At 38.8% G+C, this 14,385-nt stretch carries 17 protein-coding genes and 1 tRNA gene; 11 read left to right on the forward strand and 7 right to left on the reverse strand.

The features are described from left to right. The first annotated feature begins 16 nt into the window (after window positions 1-16). Window positions 17-2,014: an ATP-binding protein gene (locus AHMF7605_RS23765; protein ID WP_106932469.1), complete on the forward strand. Its 1,998-nt coding sequence runs from the start codon at window positions 17-19 to the stop codon at window positions 2,012-2,014. Window positions 2,015-2,220: 206 nt separating this feature from the next. On the opposite strand, the gene AHMF7605_RS23770 is transcribed toward AHMF7605_RS23765, so the two are convergent. Next, window positions 2,221-3,522 (reverse strand): amidohydrolase family protein, encoded by a 1,302-nt coding sequence (locus AHMF7605_RS23770; protein WP_106932470.1) that lies wholly within the window; start codon window positions 3,520-3,522, stop codon window positions 2,221-2,223. A 281-nt stretch (window positions 3,523-3,803) separates the two neighbouring features. Between AHMF7605_RS23770 and AHMF7605_RS23775 the strand changes: the two genes are divergently transcribed. The 6 genes from AHMF7605_RS23775 to AHMF7605_RS23800 all read left to right on the forward strand — a co-directional run bounded on the left by AHMF7605_RS23775 (window position 3,804) and on the right by AHMF7605_RS23800 (window position 8,799). Beyond that, the gene (locus AHMF7605_RS23775) at window positions 3,804-4,886 is read left to right on the forward strand and encodes a 3-oxoacyl-ACP synthase III family protein (protein WP_106932471.1); all 1,083 of its coding nucleotides are present in this window, start codon (window positions 3,804-3,806) and stop codon (window positions 4,884-4,886) included. A 92-nt stretch (window positions 4,887-4,978) separates the two neighbouring features. Then, a complete protein-coding gene (locus AHMF7605_RS23780) occupies window positions 4,979-6,082 on the forward strand; it encodes a sensor histidine kinase (protein WP_233219239.1) in 1,104 nt (367 codons plus the stop codon). Between the two features lie 247 nt (window positions 6,083-6,329). Further along, the gene (locus tag AHMF7605_RS23785; protein ID WP_106925907.1) at window positions 6,330-6,521 is read left to right on the forward strand and encodes a cold-shock protein; all 192 of its coding nucleotides are present in this window, start codon (window positions 6,330-6,332) and stop codon (window positions 6,519-6,521) included. Between the two features lie 129 nt (window positions 6,522-6,650). Then, on the forward strand, window positions 6,651-6,878 hold the full coding sequence (locus AHMF7605_RS23790; RefSeq protein WP_106933593.1) for a hypothetical protein: 228 nt from the start codon (window positions 6,651-6,653) through the stop codon (window positions 6,876-6,878). Window positions 6,879-7,423: 545 nt separating this feature from the next. Continuing rightward, on the forward strand, window positions 7,424-8,299 hold the full coding sequence (locus AHMF7605_RS23795) for a transglutaminase family protein (protein ID WP_106932473.1): 876 nt from the start codon (window positions 7,424-7,426) through the stop codon (window positions 8,297-8,299). Between the two features lie 242 nt (window positions 8,300-8,541). After that, complete coding sequence (locus AHMF7605_RS23800; protein WP_106932474.1) at window positions 8,542-8,799, forward strand: hypothetical protein; 258 nt, start codon at window positions 8,542-8,544, stop codon at window positions 8,797-8,799. A gap of 220 nt (window positions 8,800-9,019) precedes the next feature. Here AHMF7605_RS23800 and AHMF7605_RS23805 read toward each other — a convergent pair whose 3' ends face one another. Further along, window positions 9,020-9,286 (reverse strand): hypothetical protein, encoded by a 267-nt coding sequence (locus AHMF7605_RS23805; protein ID WP_106932475.1) that lies wholly within the window; start codon window positions 9,284-9,286, stop codon window positions 9,020-9,022. Between the two features lie 213 nt (window positions 9,287-9,499). Between AHMF7605_RS23805 and AHMF7605_RS23810 the strand changes: the two genes are divergently transcribed. The 4 genes from AHMF7605_RS23810 to AHMF7605_RS23820 all read left to right on the forward strand — a co-directional run bounded on the left by AHMF7605_RS23810 (window position 9,500) and on the right by AHMF7605_RS23820 (window position 11,489). After that, window positions 9,500-9,787: a hypothetical protein gene (locus AHMF7605_RS23810; RefSeq protein ID WP_106932476.1), complete on the forward strand. Its 288-nt coding sequence runs from the start codon at window positions 9,500-9,502 to the stop codon at window positions 9,785-9,787. Window positions 9,788-9,884: 97 nt separating this feature from the next. After that, on the forward strand, window positions 9,885-10,025 hold the full coding sequence (locus AHMF7605_RS30270) for a hypothetical protein (RefSeq protein WP_199200301.1): 141 nt from the start codon (window positions 9,885-9,887) through the stop codon (window positions 10,023-10,025). Between the two features lie 143 nt (window positions 10,026-10,168). Beyond that, on the forward strand, window positions 10,169-10,531 hold the full coding sequence (locus AHMF7605_RS23815) for a hypothetical protein (RefSeq protein ID WP_106932477.1): 363 nt from the start codon (window positions 10,169-10,171) through the stop codon (window positions 10,529-10,531). A 376-nt stretch (window positions 10,532-10,907) separates the two neighbouring features. Continuing rightward, window positions 10,908-11,489, forward strand: coding sequence for a GNAT family N-acetyltransferase (locus AHMF7605_RS23820; protein WP_106933594.1), 582 nt, complete (start codon window positions 10,908-10,910; stop codon window positions 11,487-11,489). Window positions 11,490-11,694: 205 nt separating this feature from the next. On the opposite strand, the gene AHMF7605_RS23825 is transcribed toward AHMF7605_RS23820, so the two are convergent. From AHMF7605_RS23825 to AHMF7605_RS23845, 5 genes are all read right to left on the reverse strand, one after another. Next, window positions 11,695-11,766: transfer RNA gene (locus AHMF7605_RS23825), tRNA-Arg, on the reverse strand. A gap of 99 nt (window positions 11,767-11,865) precedes the next feature. Further along, entirely contained in the window at window positions 11,866-12,732 is an 867-nt protein-coding gene (locus AHMF7605_RS23830; protein ID WP_146153660.1) for a VOC family protein, read from the reverse strand. A 59-nt stretch (window positions 12,733-12,791) separates the two neighbouring features. After that, window positions 12,792-13,268, reverse strand: a complete 477-nt coding sequence (locus AHMF7605_RS23835; RefSeq protein WP_106932479.1) for a hypothetical protein — start codon at window positions 13,266-13,268, stop codon at window positions 12,792-12,794. A 71-nt stretch (window positions 13,269-13,339) separates the two neighbouring features. Beyond that, window positions 13,340-13,525 (reverse strand): hypothetical protein, encoded by a 186-nt coding sequence (locus tag AHMF7605_RS23840; protein ID WP_106932480.1) that lies wholly within the window; start codon window positions 13,523-13,525, stop codon window positions 13,340-13,342. A 231-nt stretch (window positions 13,526-13,756) separates the two neighbouring features. Then, window positions 13,757-14,296 carry a DUF4142 domain-containing protein gene (locus tag AHMF7605_RS23845; protein ID WP_106932481.1) on the reverse strand — a complete coding sequence of 180 codons (540 nt, stop codon included), beginning with the start codon at window positions 14,294-14,296 and terminating at the stop codon, window positions 13,757-13,759. Between the last annotated feature and the right edge of the window lie 89 nt (window positions 14,297-14,385).

Raw genomic sequence — 14,385 nt, forward strand, 5'->3', positions numbered from 1 at the left:
GTAAAATGCTTAGTTTATGAAAAAAGTTTTACTCTGTCTTTTACTTTTACCCGTACTTCTTCGGGCTCAATACAATCCGGATAGCTTATTAACCCTGCTAGGTAAAAGCCAAATTCCGGCCCAAACGGTAGACCTGCATTGTAAGCTAAGCAAGCAATACCAACTATCCGATATAAAAAAATCTAAAAAACATGCGGAGGCAGCAGTAAGATTAGCTAAACAATTTCATCTGAAAAGCGGGCAGGCAGAAGCTTTAACCTTGTTGGGGCATGCCAACCTGGTATTAGGAGAGTATGATCAAGCTTTAGATTGCCATTTTAATTCGCTAGACTTAGCTCTGCGGGCACAAGATACCTCCGTTATAATTGCTTCCTATACTTCTTTAGGAGTAATGTATCATAAAATTAGAGATGCGCATAGAGCTTTTGCCTATTACGAAAAGGCCAGAAATTTAGCTTTAAAAACGAATGACTCGGTAGGCTTAAGTAAAGTTTACAATAATCTGGGTAATCTGTACGAAGACAAAAAAGAATACACCAAAGCCCTTCGCTATTTTTCTAAAGCGGCCGCCATGCAGCGGCAACTAAACCAAAGCCGTAGTCTGGCTATCAGTTTACATAACATGGGGCATGTGCACGTTTATTTACCGCACCCGGAGCAGGGCCTACCTTATCTTTTCGAATCATTAAAGATTAATCAAACGCTTCATAATAAAATACTTTTGTCAGGTACCTTGGGGAGTGCTGCTCAAATTTACCATTTGCTGGGTAACAAAGATAAAGCGCTGGAATATGCCCGTGAAAGTTATAGTTTGGCTCAGAAAACAGAATCGAGTAAAAAAATTAGAGATGCGGCGATACTATTGCAGAACTTTTATGCCAAACAGGGAAATTATAAGGAAGCTTATGAGTACCTGAAAACCGTTAATAAACAGGATAGCTTATTAAACCTGGAGCATCAAAAAATAAAAGCCGCTGAAATTACGGCGGAACAAGAAAAGCACATTCTGGAGTTGCAGCAGAAAAAGTCACTAGCCGAAAAGGAAAGCCAGGTGCTCAAAATTAAAAAACAACAGGCAACTCTGGGGTTTAGCGCCGCGATTATGTTCTTGTTATCGGTTCTTTTGTTGGTTGCCTTCCGGAGCCGGCAGCGCTTTAAAGCTTCTTCGGAGCAGTTAAGGGAAGCTAACCACCAGATGGTGGCGCAAAACAAAGAGATTAAACAACAAAAAGCCACTTTATTTTCTCAGTCTCAAATCTTACAAAAACAGAATGCGCTGCTCGAAAGCCATAACGGCTTTAAAACCCGGGTTTTCTCCATTATATCGCATGATTTACGGGCGCCTTTCGGTTCTATAAAAGGTATTTTAAATTTAATAAATACCCAGAACTTATCGCAGGAAGACCTTACGATGCTTTTTACGGTGCTCAGCAAAGAAATGGATCATTCCCTGGAAATGATGGAAAGTTTATTATTATGGTCTAAATCGCAGTTGTCTGGCTCTAATGTCGTACTAAAATCCGTTTCGGTTCAGCCGGTAGTGGCCGACAACCTGCAACTACTAACCGCTAGTGCCGAGCAAAAAGGAATACTTTTAGTAAATGCTGTCCCAGAAAATACGTTCATCCATACCGATAAGGAACGGTTAAATTTTGTGATCCGGAATCTAATTCAGAATGCAATTAAGTTTACCTCTACGGGCGGACTGGTAAAAATTGAAGCCGAGGAACAAGAAAATCAGGTAAATATTTTAATTAGCGATACCGGTAAAGGAATTTCCGCAAAAAACTTATCCCGACTTTTTACCGAAGATAGATTTACCACTTTAGGCACTTTAAATGAAAAAGGATCGGGTTTAGGTTTAATGCTTTGTAAAGAATTAATGGAAAGTGTACAAGGTCGCATTCAGGTAGAAAGCCAGGAAGGCCAGGGCAGCACTTTTATAATTGTGCTGCCCAAAGCAAGTTCGATAGAGCCGTTATTAATTGAAACCGATAACCTGATTTTAAACTAAAGAATTATTTTTCCGCAAGCACGAGCCGGTATACAAGCATTGGATTAAGCTTTACCCGTTTAGTTTACTCTGAAGAGAAATCAAATAGGGTGTGTTACCAAATTAGTTTTTAGAAAAAATCTTTAAGGGAGTAACAGGTGAAAGTATTTTGCCTTCATTTCTAATTCATAATGCATAATTTTTAATTGCTCGAAGCACTAATTCCATTATTTTTTTACTTCTTTACCACTAATATACACCCCGGAAATCTTTCTTGCATTCTTTATATCCGCTAAGGGATTTGCCTCTAGAACTACAAAATCTGCCCAGTGACCGGGAATTAATGTGCCTAAATCTTTCAAACCCATGTATTCGGCGGCATTTTTGGTCGCCGACACAATAATCTGCATGGGCGTAAGGCCCGCCTTCGCCATCATTTCCATTTCCATGTGTTCAAAGTAACCCATGAACCGGGTAGATATCCCGCTATCCGTCCCAAAAACAATCGGAACTCCCTGGTCGCTTAAGGTTTTTAAATTAGCCGTAGCGGTGGGAAGTTGCTGTTTGTAAGCATTGGCGCTTTTACTATTCCGCATTTGCTGTTGGCGGTTAGGATCTTTTAAGGGTTGAATAATTTCACTATCGTATTCCCGGGTGAAAAAAGGATCGGAAAAGAATTCCGGGGTTTCTGCATAAACAAAAGTGGAGAGTTCGCGGGTAAGAGTAGGACAGTAACTTACTTTTCTCTTTTTCATAAGCTGAATAAATGCTTCATCCACCGGCTGGTCTCTCACGCTGTGGGCCAGCATATCCGATCCGGCCGCCAATAATTTTTTCGCATCAGCCAGGGAGTACATGTGCGTGGCAATTTTGTAGCCCAACTCATGCGATCGTTTAATTACTGCCCGGTAAATTTCTTCCGGCATTTTAGGGGCTGTTCCCAATTGGTCATCTACCCGAATCTTCATAAAATCTACGCCCATCTGGTGGTTGCGATCGACTACGGCAATTGCTTCCTCGGGTGTTTTACCGGTTATTACTTCGCCGGCAATAAATAAACGGGCTCTTTGAGTAGAGATAGTGTCGTTCATAGCCCGAAGGGGTTCCGCTTCTTGCTGGTCGCCACCCAGGCTAATTACGGTGGTAATGCCGTAGCGGGCATAAATGGATAAATTATCTATAATGTTCTGAGTGGAATAATGACCTGGGTCGATGCCTTTTACATCGCCCACGTGGCCGTGCGCATTAATAAAGCCGGGAATAATAGTTTTGCCGGCAACATTCCGGATAGTAGTGTTTTTAGGAATGGTAGTTTTTTCTTTAGTTCCTATCGCCATTACCCGTCCATTTTTTAAGAGCAGCACTCCGTTTGGAATCGGCTTTTTCCCGCTACCGTCAATAATAGTAGCTCCCGTAAAAGCCGTGTACGTTTGCTGGGCAAAGACTTGGTCTTTACCCATTATTACAACCAGAGACAGGAAGAATAAAAACTTAAACCGGTTTACGAAATCAAATGCTTTTCTAGTCATCGGAGTAAAAGATCAAATTTCATTAGTATTAGTACTAAGCAAGATGCGGTATCATGTCCTATTGTCAAACATCTGCAAAAGGCCAATAACTAGCAAGTACTACTGAATCTAATTTCTCTGATTTTAAAGTTGTTGAGTTGAATAAATGCTACGGAGCAGTGCATTTTATTTGGACTCAAATACTTGTTTGTTGCCCGCTTAATTAGTTATTTATCAGGATTGTTTGCCCAGTGTTTAAATAATCTTTAGTTTCATAAAACAAAATCCCCACCCCACTCTGAATGAGTACAAATTTATATTCCGTAATAACGGCAACTGGAAAATACTTGCCGGCTAGAGTCATTCCCAACGAAGATTTTTACAATCAAATATTTTATGATTCTGTTGGAGAAAAGCTGACTAAAACAACCTCTGAAATTGTAGAAAAATTTGAACAGATAACAGATATAAAAGAAAGGAGGCACGTTTCCGATAACCAGGTAACCTCTGATATTGCCTTTCTGGCGGCACAAGATACTCTCCGTTCCTCTACAATAGATAAAGAGCAATTAGATTATATAATTGTAGCGCACAATTTTGGGGATGTAAAGGCCAATAATAAAAGATCGGATTTTGTACCCAGCATTGCCGCGCGGGTAAAATTTAAATTAGGAATAAAAAACCCCTTTACCGTAGCTTATGATTTGCCTTTTGGTTGTGCCGGATGGTTACAAGGTTTAATTCAAGCGGATTATTTTCTAAAATCCGGCGATGCCAGAAAAATTATGGTAATTGGGGCAGAGGTTTTATCCCGAATATCCGACCCGCATGACCGGGACAGTATGTTATTTGCCGACGGTGCGGGAGCAGTGCTAGTGGAGGCGAAAGAAAGCGAAAATTCCGTGGGTATATTGGCGCACAATACCCGGTCGGATACCTTAGAGTTTGCGCATTTGTTACGCATGGATAAATCAAATAACCCAGAATACAATGGGCAAGAATTATTCTTAAAAATGGATGGACGAAAACTCTATGAATATGCCTTGAAAACCGTTCCCCAAGCTATTCAGCAGTGCCTCGAAAAAGCAAAACTGCCCCTTCAGGCAGTTACGAAAGTACTTATTCATCAGGCAAACGGCAAAATGGATGATGCTATTTTAAAACGGTTGTATGGTTTGTATTCTATCGCTGAAATACCCAAAAATGTTATGCCCATGACTATTTCCTGGTTGGGGAATGCTTCTGTCGCGACCATTCCTACCTTGCTGGACCTTTTACTGAAAGGAGAATTAAAAAATCAGGGAGTAAAATCAGGTGATATTATTGTGCTTGCTTCGGTAGGCGCTGGTATGAATATCAATTCAGTCGTTTATCGCATGCCTTAAAGGTTGTTCCTCGGCTGCTAAACTATTAAAAAATTAGTCTAATCTGCTGTTAATTTAAGGAAAATGCCAATATAATTTTATTATACCTTACCGTGGAAAAATCAAGTAACCAGCAGATAAAAGAACTGATAGAACTCAACGAAGAGTTGGAGAACTATTTCAGTAATACCATTATTCCCCAGCTTTTCGTGGATGCTAATTTAATTCTGCGCAAGTTTACCCCGCCGGCCATGAAACAGTTTAGCTTTTCGCCCGACCATATTGGTCGGCCCATAGCCGAGATGGTCGATCACATTCGTTATTCCACCATCACGGAGAATATTCAGCAGGTAATCGATACGGGTCAGATTCTGGAGAAAGAAATTCAAACGACGGATTTGCGCTGGTTTCAGATGAATATCATTCCTTACCTGATTAAAAAGCATAATAAGGCAAATGGCGTCATTATTACTTTTGTCGATATTACCGACCGGATTAAAACTTTGCGGGAGGTAGAAAAGCTCAATGCCTCCCACGAAACCTTTATCTATTCCGTTTCGCACGATTTAAAAGTACCCTTAGCCAATATTGAAGGCTTGGTGGAACTTTTAATGGTGACTTCTCGCGAGTTAATGGCAGAGGAAGGAAAAGAGAACCAAGAGCAAAAAAATATTGCGGATTTTTTGGTTCAATCCATTAAAACAATGCGGACTATTATTAATGATCTTTCCGAGATTGCTAAAATAGAAGGTAATTACCAGGAAAAGGGGGAAAAACTGCGCTTCGCCGATATTATTCAGGAAGTAGTATGGACGCTCCAGGACAAAATTCATGAAAGCCAGGCGCAAATCCAACTAGACATTCAGGAGCCGGTAATGGAGTTCTCCCGCAAAAACCTGCGCAGTATCTTGTATAATCTTTTAAGCAATGCCCTTAAATATCAACCACCCGGCCAGGTTCCGGTAATTAGAATTAAAACCGAAAAGAATAATGGTATGGTTCAACTAGCCGTGAAAGATAATGGCGTAGGAATTACGGCAGAGAAAAAGGAACTTCTCTTCACCCGATTTACCCGCCTGCAAACCGATAGAGAAGGAACGGGTATTGGGCTTTACCTGGTAAAAAAGATTGTTGAAAATGTGGGCGGCGAGATCCGGGTTGAGAGTACGCCGGGAGAAGGTTCGGAGTTTATCGTTTCTTTGCAAGCAACCGCTTAAAGATTTATTCCTGCTTTCTTCTTTTAATTCGCAAGATGAAAAGAAAACGAAATAGTACCCGGTATATGAATCAAACCCTTACCAAAAGATAAATGAAAGCTGGTTTTATGACTAAGCAATTTCCTCCTGTTTTATCTATTTTCAACCACTTACTTGAATATGGTAAAATATTTATTTAGGATAGAAAGAAATTAATGAACGTAAGAGGTTATTAATATGTCATAAGTATATAATTTAAAAAAATAAGATGACTAACGGAGTAGTAAAATTCTTTAATGACCAAAAAGGATTCGGTTTTATTAAAGAAACAAATTCAGATCAGGATTACTTTGTCCACGTATCGGGCTTATTGCAAGATATTCGAGAAAATGACCAAGTAACTTTTGACCTGCAAGAAGGAAAAAAAGGACTAAACGCTGTGAATGTGAAACTCGTTTAGTTGATTCATATAGCTTGTTCTCGAGAAGCCTTACTCTTGGTAAGGCTTTTTTATTTTCCGGGGTGCATAGCTTACTTTCTTTTATTTAAACTGTTTAGCAAAAATTTAAAAACTTTTACAACCCATAACATGAACCGAAAATATTTAGTTGATACGACCACGCACGAATATCTCTGTGTAGCACTAAAAAAAGGACAGGAATGGACCCCAAATAATCAAAAGTCTCTGGCTAGCTTTATGGGCTCCCGTCCCGCTAAGAACGAGGCGGACTTTGCCTTACTTTCCGGGGAATTTAATGATAATTCTTTCTTTGAGACGTGGATCCGCAATGGTACTAATTTTTTGTTTCAGTACTAAAGTTTAATAAAACAAAAGCTATTGGAGCCGGCAAACTATTTTTGTCCTGGTTAACCGGTACCACCGTATCGGTTACTGAACGACCTGCTTTTCTAGTTGTCGAATTTGGCCATTTCAATCGTTCCATTAACTTTTGCTAGCCATTTGGGTTAATACCGCTTGAATATCTCCGTCGCTTTTGTTGCTTTTAACTGGTACTCATTTCGGTTTTGGTAAAGGGGTGGTTCAACTATTCTTAACTTATCCGAATACTTTTTTTATTTTGCCTAACTCCCCTGGAGGAGCATTTTAAAAACAGCTTCTAAGAAAAAGCAAGTCCTTTATCCTTTAAGATTGTTGAACCAGGTTACTCATTTGTTGTTTTGCCTTTCTTGATTCCGGAAAGCTTAAAACGCAAAACAACTTACTTGCTATACTAGCCCAGCCATTTTTATTAAGCAAGAGATAGTAAATTTCTGCTAACCATTGATCGTCAATAAGTTACTTTGTTGTTTAAATCCATTTAAGCTTCCATTCTTAATCGTATTACCTAATTTAAAGTATTTATGGCTGTTCGCGTTTCTATTTTCCATCAAACCAAGTACGAATACGATCGGCCGGTTTTCCTATCTCCTCATTTATTCCGACTAAAGCCCGCTGCCCACAGTCGCACCCCAATCGAAGCTTATTCGCTTATTATCAAGCCCGATACGCATATAATACATTGGCAACAAGACCCTTTCGGGAACTTTGTGGCCCGGGTAGATTTTCAGGAGCCCATGCGGGAAATGTTGATTGAAGTAGAAATTATTGCCCATATGGTGCCTCTCAATCCTTTTGATTTTTTTCTGGATGCTTACGCCGAATATTTTCCTTTTACTTATGAAGCCCAATTAAAGAAAGACCTAGGCCCTTATCTGGAAGTTAGCTTACCTGGTCCGCAGATGGAACAGTTGTTACAGCGATTAGACCAGTCGAAACGAGGAACGGTGGATTTTCTGATAATGCTAAACCAACTAATATACCAGAACATTTCCTATACTGTCCGGCTGCAGCCGGGCGTGCAAACCAGCGAGGAATCTTTGATGCAGGCGTTGGGTTCCTGCCGGGATTCGGCTTGGCTATTGGTGCAGATAATGCGGCATTTGGGCTTGGCGGCGCGTTTTGTTTCGGGGTATTCGGTGCAACTTATAGCTGAAAATCTATTGCCAACCCGTTCTTTTGGGTTGGAGCAAGATGTAGTTGCTTTGCACGCCTGGGCAGAAGTATTTATTCCGGGTGCCGGTTGGATTGGACTGGACGCCACCTCGGGTTTATTAGCCGGGGAAGGACATATACCCCTGGCCTGTACTGCTAACCCGGATAGCGCTGCTCCCATAACCGGTACTACCGGGATAAGCGAAACATCCTTTACCTATATTAATAAGGTCAAACGTATTTAATACTTGACCAAATTATAAATTAACAATTTATACCAGAAGAAAGGGTTTTAAACTGGAATAAAGCCTAATTGTATTTCTGCCCGTTGTATTAAGAAAGTACAAGTGTTTTACCAATATAATTTTAGGAATGAAAAAGAGGTCAAAAAGAGAGAAATCATACATTAACATGAATCTTCCTTCCTGATTTCTAATTCATAATTTGGCAAAGCCTATTAAAAATGTCAACTAAATATAAAATAACTATGAAGGCAGAAGAAGCCAAAAAAATTGCGGATGAGGCTATAAAATTACTGGATGAAGCAGAATTAAAAGAATTAGAGCCTTTATTTATAAGTATCAGAGAAGCGGCCGCTACGGGTAAAACAAGCATAAATGTTGATTTACTTTCTAATATAGCCCGAAAGCAATTAAATAAAAACGGGTTTACTATCAGGTTTAGCGGTCAGAATAACGAAACGTATTGCATAGATTGGTCTAACCCAAATAGTGTTAATAGTTAACAATCTAAATTATATTACTAGCCTACTTATAATAAAGCTTGATACTTTATTATAAGATTAGATGGCATACTTGAAGAAATGGTTAGAATATAAAAATTCTGCCTTATACCCGGGGAATAGTAGATAATATCTTACAAAAATAAATTCGTATGATGAAGTTGCTTTCATTCGAAGAAACGACTTTTTATAAGATTTTTTAAATCGTACATAAATCATACAACTACTTTATCTTGCTCAATTTTCTTTCATTTACTAATTCTTGCTCACCTAAATAAGTACGAACCTCTTCAATAAACATTCGGGTTTTATACGGGTTTTGAATAGGAATATTCACTTGATTGCCGTCCTGTAAAGTAAACGTCATTACTAAATTATTTTCAGAAGGAACAAAATGGAACAATTGACGACGCATAAGATCAATAGTATTAAGTTCTTCCTGAATAAAAGTAATTTGTTCATCAGGCGAGATTATTTCTGAATTTTTCATGGTTGCCTAGGTATATGATATTTACATCATTATACGGCAACATCGGAATAATAACTGGATATATTGTCTTTATTAATTCACTCTTCATGGCAGGAACTCATCTGTCTACTGGCTACTGTATAGTTTAACAATGTTTTTATTTTACTAATATTTAGATATTAATTATTTTATCCATTAATACTGCGTATACCGTATTAAATAAAATATTTGGTAATGTCTTTCTTTCCTAAATTTTTTGCCTTTAAAACAGAAATCAGCTTCGATGAAAAGAAAGAAGCTTTTCTTGCCGTACTTCTTAATATTGAAGAAAAGTATACTTTATATTTTAACAGGAAACTCCAAGAAATACCTTTAGAATTGCCAGATCAGCTGCAAAACTATTATTTACTCCGGAAAGAATTTGAATACCTTCGATTTGACTACATGTTAGATTCCGATTTACCCATCCATATTAAGCAAGAGTGCGATGAAGCTTATCAAAAAATATGGGGTAATAAATAACTAGAAGTTACTATTTAATAAAATTATTTAGCCGATTGACTGAGCAGTTTTGATAATAGCGTAAAAAGAAAATAATTATACTTAAATACACATAGAGATGAGCAAAAACAAAGGAAATAACTCTAACAAGAAAGTACCAAATCCAGTAGGCAATAAGGCGGTTTCTGATTACCAGGCAAGTAAAACGATTTTGCCAAAAGACGAGATTTTACCAAAGAAAAAAGGAAAGAGTAGTTAGTTTTTTTAGCAGTTTGTTATCTATTTGATTCTTTTAATTATTAAATTATTTACAAGTAACAAACAGGTTTAATTAATAGTGAAGATATATCCGGTTGTTCTAGTAAGCAGTACGTATAGATAATTGAACCTTACTTACTTATTATGAAAACCAAGATCTTTTTTCTAGCCTTATTACTGGGAGTATTACCATTTCTTGCTGTAAATACTATTGCTCAAACCAAGGATTCAATCCAAAGTCAAACTTTGGATAATCAAACCCAAAAAGAACAGGACAAACAACGCCTGAGTGATGCTAAGAATCTGAGAAAGGACAGTAAATCCGCGGCCAAAGAAACCAAAGCTAGATCAAAAGAAGCAAACCGCATAGAAGGCGATGCTGCAGATGCTGCCAAACAAGCAAAACAAGCCTATAGAACGGAAGCCAGGGCCCAAAGAACTCGCGAGAATGCCGATAAACAAGCAAGAAAAGCGGCAAAGGCAAGTGAAAAGTCCAATAGCAATTAATTTGCTGATTACTTCTGTTAACTTTTTTGTAAGCGGTTTAAGATTTTTTAAGAATCGCCTTAGTCCATTTAAGATTCTGAGTTAGTTCAGCCTATAAAGATTTAACACGATGATTCGCTTATTCTAGATATTTAAGCCACTTTCGTACCCTACCATCCCTGCCGCAGTAATGCTGACGCTATTTGTAAAAGGTAGCAGTGTTACTGCGGCATACTGCCGAGTAGTCTTCGAATAAAGTTTCTTCCTCAAATTCTTTGGATTTTGGCAAGCTGTTGAGTGCTGAATAGCTTACTTTCATAAGTAACTGTTTTAAGATAAGTTTTTTCTCTTTCTACTCTCTTTTATTTTTAGGAAAGCTTATACTTTTATGCTTCCTATGATAAAAGCAGATTATAAGGATAAAAAGTTGGTGGTAGATATACTTACCCTATCTTTTGCTGCTAACCAGAGTGTCAATTATATCATTAAGCAGGGTAATAACCAGCTGGAAAGAATCCAGTATTTAATGGAATACTCTTTCGAAGTTTGCTATTTATTTGGTGATATATTTTTAACAGAAGATAGAAATGCCTGCGCACTGATCTTATACCCGGATAAAAAGAAAACAACGTTTACATCTATAATATTAGACGCAAAATTAATTTTCTTTGGTATAGGCTTAATGAATATAAAAAAAACTCTTAGTCGGGAGGCTCTTATAAAGGAAATACATCCGAAAGAACCAATGTATTATTTATGGTTTATAGGCGTTCATCCCAAATATCAAAATAAAGGAATGGGCACTAAACTGCTTAAAGAAATTCTTCGGGATAGTTACCTGAAGAAGAGAACTATTTATTTAGAAACCTCTACTTTAAAAAATTTGCCTTGGTATCAAAAACTTGGTTTTCATATTTACTACGAACTCGATTTAGGATACACCTTATTTTTTCTGAAAAGATATTTTAGTGAAAAGTAATCGTGGTGATGGTATTCGGGACAGAAATGTAGGTGGTACCATTCGTTTTCGTAGTTCGAGGGATCCGGAAAATTTAAATTTTGATGAAAATCAATGCTGAACCAATTGAATAAAAGAAGCTATTTGTTTTATGTATTAGGTAGACAGTCCACTACGAGGCATAAAAAAGGGACAAACTACGATTTCTCTAGTTTGTCCCAGCAAGTGCTCCCGAAGGGATTCGAACCCCTATCATTGGTACCGGAAACCAACATTCTATCCATTGAACTACGGAAGCAGGTAAAATGGTGGCACGAAATTAAAAAATAATCTGAAGGAACAAAAATCATTTTGAGGGTTCCGACCTATTTACTTAAAAAATTCTTCTGAAATTATTTTAAGCAGCCAATTCTACGGTAATGCCATCTTTGTCTTGCACCTGAATACCCTTCTGTCCTATGGTTTCGGGTTTAAAAGCAGCTTCCTGCAAACGGGTTGTTAATTGGGTAAGGGCAGAAGCCTCGGGCAGTTTTATAACAAAAGAAGCTAAACCAGTAGCCTCCGGGTTCCGCGCAGAGGCAGCACGGCTACGCCAGGTATTTAAGCCAATATGGTGGTGGTAGCCGCCGGCAGCTACAAATAAGGCACCGGGGTATGATTCCTGCATTACCGTAAAGCCTAATAATTGGTGGTAAAAAAGCCGGGCCTGATTTAAATTACTTACCTGCAAATGAATATGACCAATATGCGTTTCTGCCGCCATGCCGGTCCAGGGCTTATCGGGTACTGGTAATTCGCGCATTAAACTGGCTATATCTACCGGTTCCGTGGTCATTTGTACTTGTCCATTTTGGATGGGCCAGGTGGAGCGGGGGCAATCGGCATAGATTTCAATTCCGTTTCCGTCTGGGTCGGCGAGGTAAATGGCTTCGCTCACCAGATGGTCGCCGAAACCTTGCACCGGCCAGTTGGTTTGTGAAAAATGCTGCCACCAACGAGCCAGTTCTAACCGATTGGGAACCAGGTACGCTACATGAAACAAACCGGGTTGACGCGGGTTGTGTCGAGGCGCTGTATCGTCCTGTTCCAGCACGAGCAATGCCGGCTCTTGACCTGCGGCCGATAAATAGGCTTTAGATGGCTCTAGTTGAATTACTTGCAGTCCGATTATTTGTTCGTAAAAACGAGTAAGCACCGGCAGCTGGTGCGTGCGTAAAGTTACCTGCGCAATGCAGGTAGCAGCAGGAAGCAAGTAAGGAGCCATGGCATACGAAATGAAAAAGTAAATTAAGCTATTAAAATACAAATAGCTAATCTCATTCTTTAATCATTAGCCGGAAGACCACCCAACGAACTTAAATATTTTACCAGCGTGCGTTTGGCAATGGGTAAAATAGAATGTTCGAACGGAAAACGAGCTCGCGCTACTACCGCAAAAGTAGCCGGATTAGGAAAATCCCGGTTTTCGCGGGCTAGCTGCAGTTTAAGACTTTCGTGCGTTAAGGCTAAACCACGTCGTACCGTATCCAAGTGTTGGGTATGAATGCCCCGGTATTGCTCGTAGTTATTTTTAAAGATAGTTATTTTATAAAAGTAGATTTTGGTTTCCTGACTCCAGAATTCTTCTAAAAATAAATAGCCTTCATTAAAATAAATGGGCGTTATACCCACCGGGATTATTTCCAGGTGGCGCTCGACGGTGTTGTATATTTCTTTGCCGGTATCCACGGCCTGACTAAACAAGGGAGCCGCAAACTGAATAATATCTTCCAACTCTTTCATGGTTTCGTCATCGTCCACTATTTTCTGGTAAACTAATTCCAGCTTTTCAAAATCGGCTCGACTAATACGCTCCGGAAATTGCTCGTATACTAATTTCTTATTTTTTTTATCTGCATTAAATTTTGATAATGCATAATTAAGTCCGAGAAAATGGGATACAAACGTTGAGCGCCAAATTCGGTTTTCACTCCCTGTAAATAATCGAGGAGTAGATATTTTTTGTACTCAAAATCAATCAAACCGTCACTCAGCCAGTTTACGTGCAGCTTTTTCATAATTCAGCATTCAAGAAATAATAAAGCAAAAACTCAAATCCGTAAAAGGGGGAAAGATATGCCTTTAAAACGAACCTTGTAGTTCTACATTTTTGATGAGTAAAAAATACGAAAAATAACGCATAAAGTATAATATAGTTGAAAAACGATTTTGCATAAAAAATCCTATTCCCACAACAGAAACAGGATTGCTAGACTTATAAAACAAATTATTGGTTAGGCAGTCAATTTCTAAAGCGTATCCGTTTTAGCTTTTACCATTACAGCGTGTTCGCGGTGCAGGCGCAGTTGAGGCAAGGTTTTAGTGGCAAATGCTTTAAGGTCTGGATCCTGCAATTCGCGGGCAGCTTCTTCGTACAAGCTAATTGCTTCATCGTGCGCCATTATTTGGGTATTCACAAAATCTTTATCGAAGGCGGTACCCGATAAGCCAGACAAACGCATTCGGTGTACCCGTTTATCTTCACTTAGAGAATCAGGGATGGTAATTTTTTTTAATTCTGCCAGGTTTTTCAATTCGTTGCTGGAGGTGGTATGATCAGTAACCAAGTGTTGTCCTAAGTCCCGTACTTCGGTGACGGAGCTTTTAATGGAAGCCATGCGGCCTGTTTGAATTTCAAATAAATCACTGTTAGCGGCGAGTACCACAAAATCGGTTTCGGTCAGGCGCCGGCTATTTTCATTTAAGTTTTCGTCTTCGCAACTTACAACGGCAAAGGCAGTGCCCAGCAGCATAAAGAGCAGCCATATTTTTACTTGTACTTTTTTCATTTTTGTAAGGGTATAATTTAAAAAGAGTAGTAATGTTGTTTCTAAAGTTTTTACAATACTTCTTCCAACGCAATATTTTTAGCGAGAGT

This window comes from Adhaeribacter arboris, from assembly GCF_003023845.1.
GTDB lineage: Bacteria > Bacteroidota > Bacteroidia > Cytophagales > Hymenobacteraceae > Adhaeribacter > Adhaeribacter arboris.

Coding starts and splice junctions, on each gene's coding strand:
- AHMF7605_RS23765 (WP_106932469.1), top strand. CDS start 17: ATGAAAAAAGTTTTACTCTGTCTTTTACTTTTACCCGTACTTCTTCGG.
- AHMF7605_RS23770 (WP_106932470.1), bottom strand. CDS start 3,522: ATGACTAGAAAAGCATTTGATTTCGTAAACCGGTTTAAGTTTTTATTC.
- AHMF7605_RS23775 (WP_106932471.1), top strand. CDS start 3,804: ATGAGTACAAATTTATATTCCGTAATAACGGCAACTGGAAAATACTTG.
- AHMF7605_RS23785 (WP_106925907.1), top strand. CDS start 6,330: ATGACTAACGGAGTAGTAAAATTCTTTAATGACCAAAAAGGATTCGGT.
- AHMF7605_RS23790 (WP_106933593.1), top strand. CDS start 6,651: ATGAACCGAAAATATTTAGTTGATACGACCACGCACGAATATCTCTGT.
- AHMF7605_RS23795 (WP_106932473.1), top strand. CDS start 7,424: ATGGCTGTTCGCGTTTCTATTTTCCATCAAACCAAGTACGAATACGAT.
- AHMF7605_RS23800 (WP_106932474.1), top strand. CDS start 8,542: ATGAAGGCAGAAGAAGCCAAAAAAATTGCGGATGAGGCTATAAAATTA.
- AHMF7605_RS23805 (WP_106932475.1), bottom strand. CDS start 9,286: ATGAAAAATTCAGAAATAATCTCGCCTGATGAACAAATTACTTTTATT.
- AHMF7605_RS23810 (WP_106932476.1), top strand. CDS start 9,500: ATGTCTTTCTTTCCTAAATTTTTTGCCTTTAAAACAGAAATCAGCTTC.
- AHMF7605_RS30270 (WP_199200301.1), top strand. CDS start 9,885: ATGAGCAAAAACAAAGGAAATAACTCTAACAAGAAAGTACCAAATCCA.
- AHMF7605_RS23815 (WP_106932477.1), top strand. CDS start 10,169: ATGAAAACCAAGATCTTTTTTCTAGCCTTATTACTGGGAGTATTACCA.
- AHMF7605_RS23820 (WP_106933594.1), top strand. CDS start 10,908: ATGATAAAAGCAGATTATAAGGATAAAAAGTTGGTGGTAGATATACTT.
- AHMF7605_RS23830 (WP_146153660.1), bottom strand. CDS start 12,732: ATGGCTCCTTACTTGCTTCCTGCTGCTACCTGCATTGCGCAGGTAACT.
- AHMF7605_RS23840 (WP_106932480.1), bottom strand. CDS start 13,525: ATGAAAAAGCTGCACGTAAACTGGCTGAGTGACGGTTTGATTGATTTT.
- AHMF7605_RS23845 (WP_106932481.1), bottom strand. CDS start 14,296: ATGAAAAAAGTACAAGTAAAAATATGGCTGCTCTTTATGCTGCTGGGC.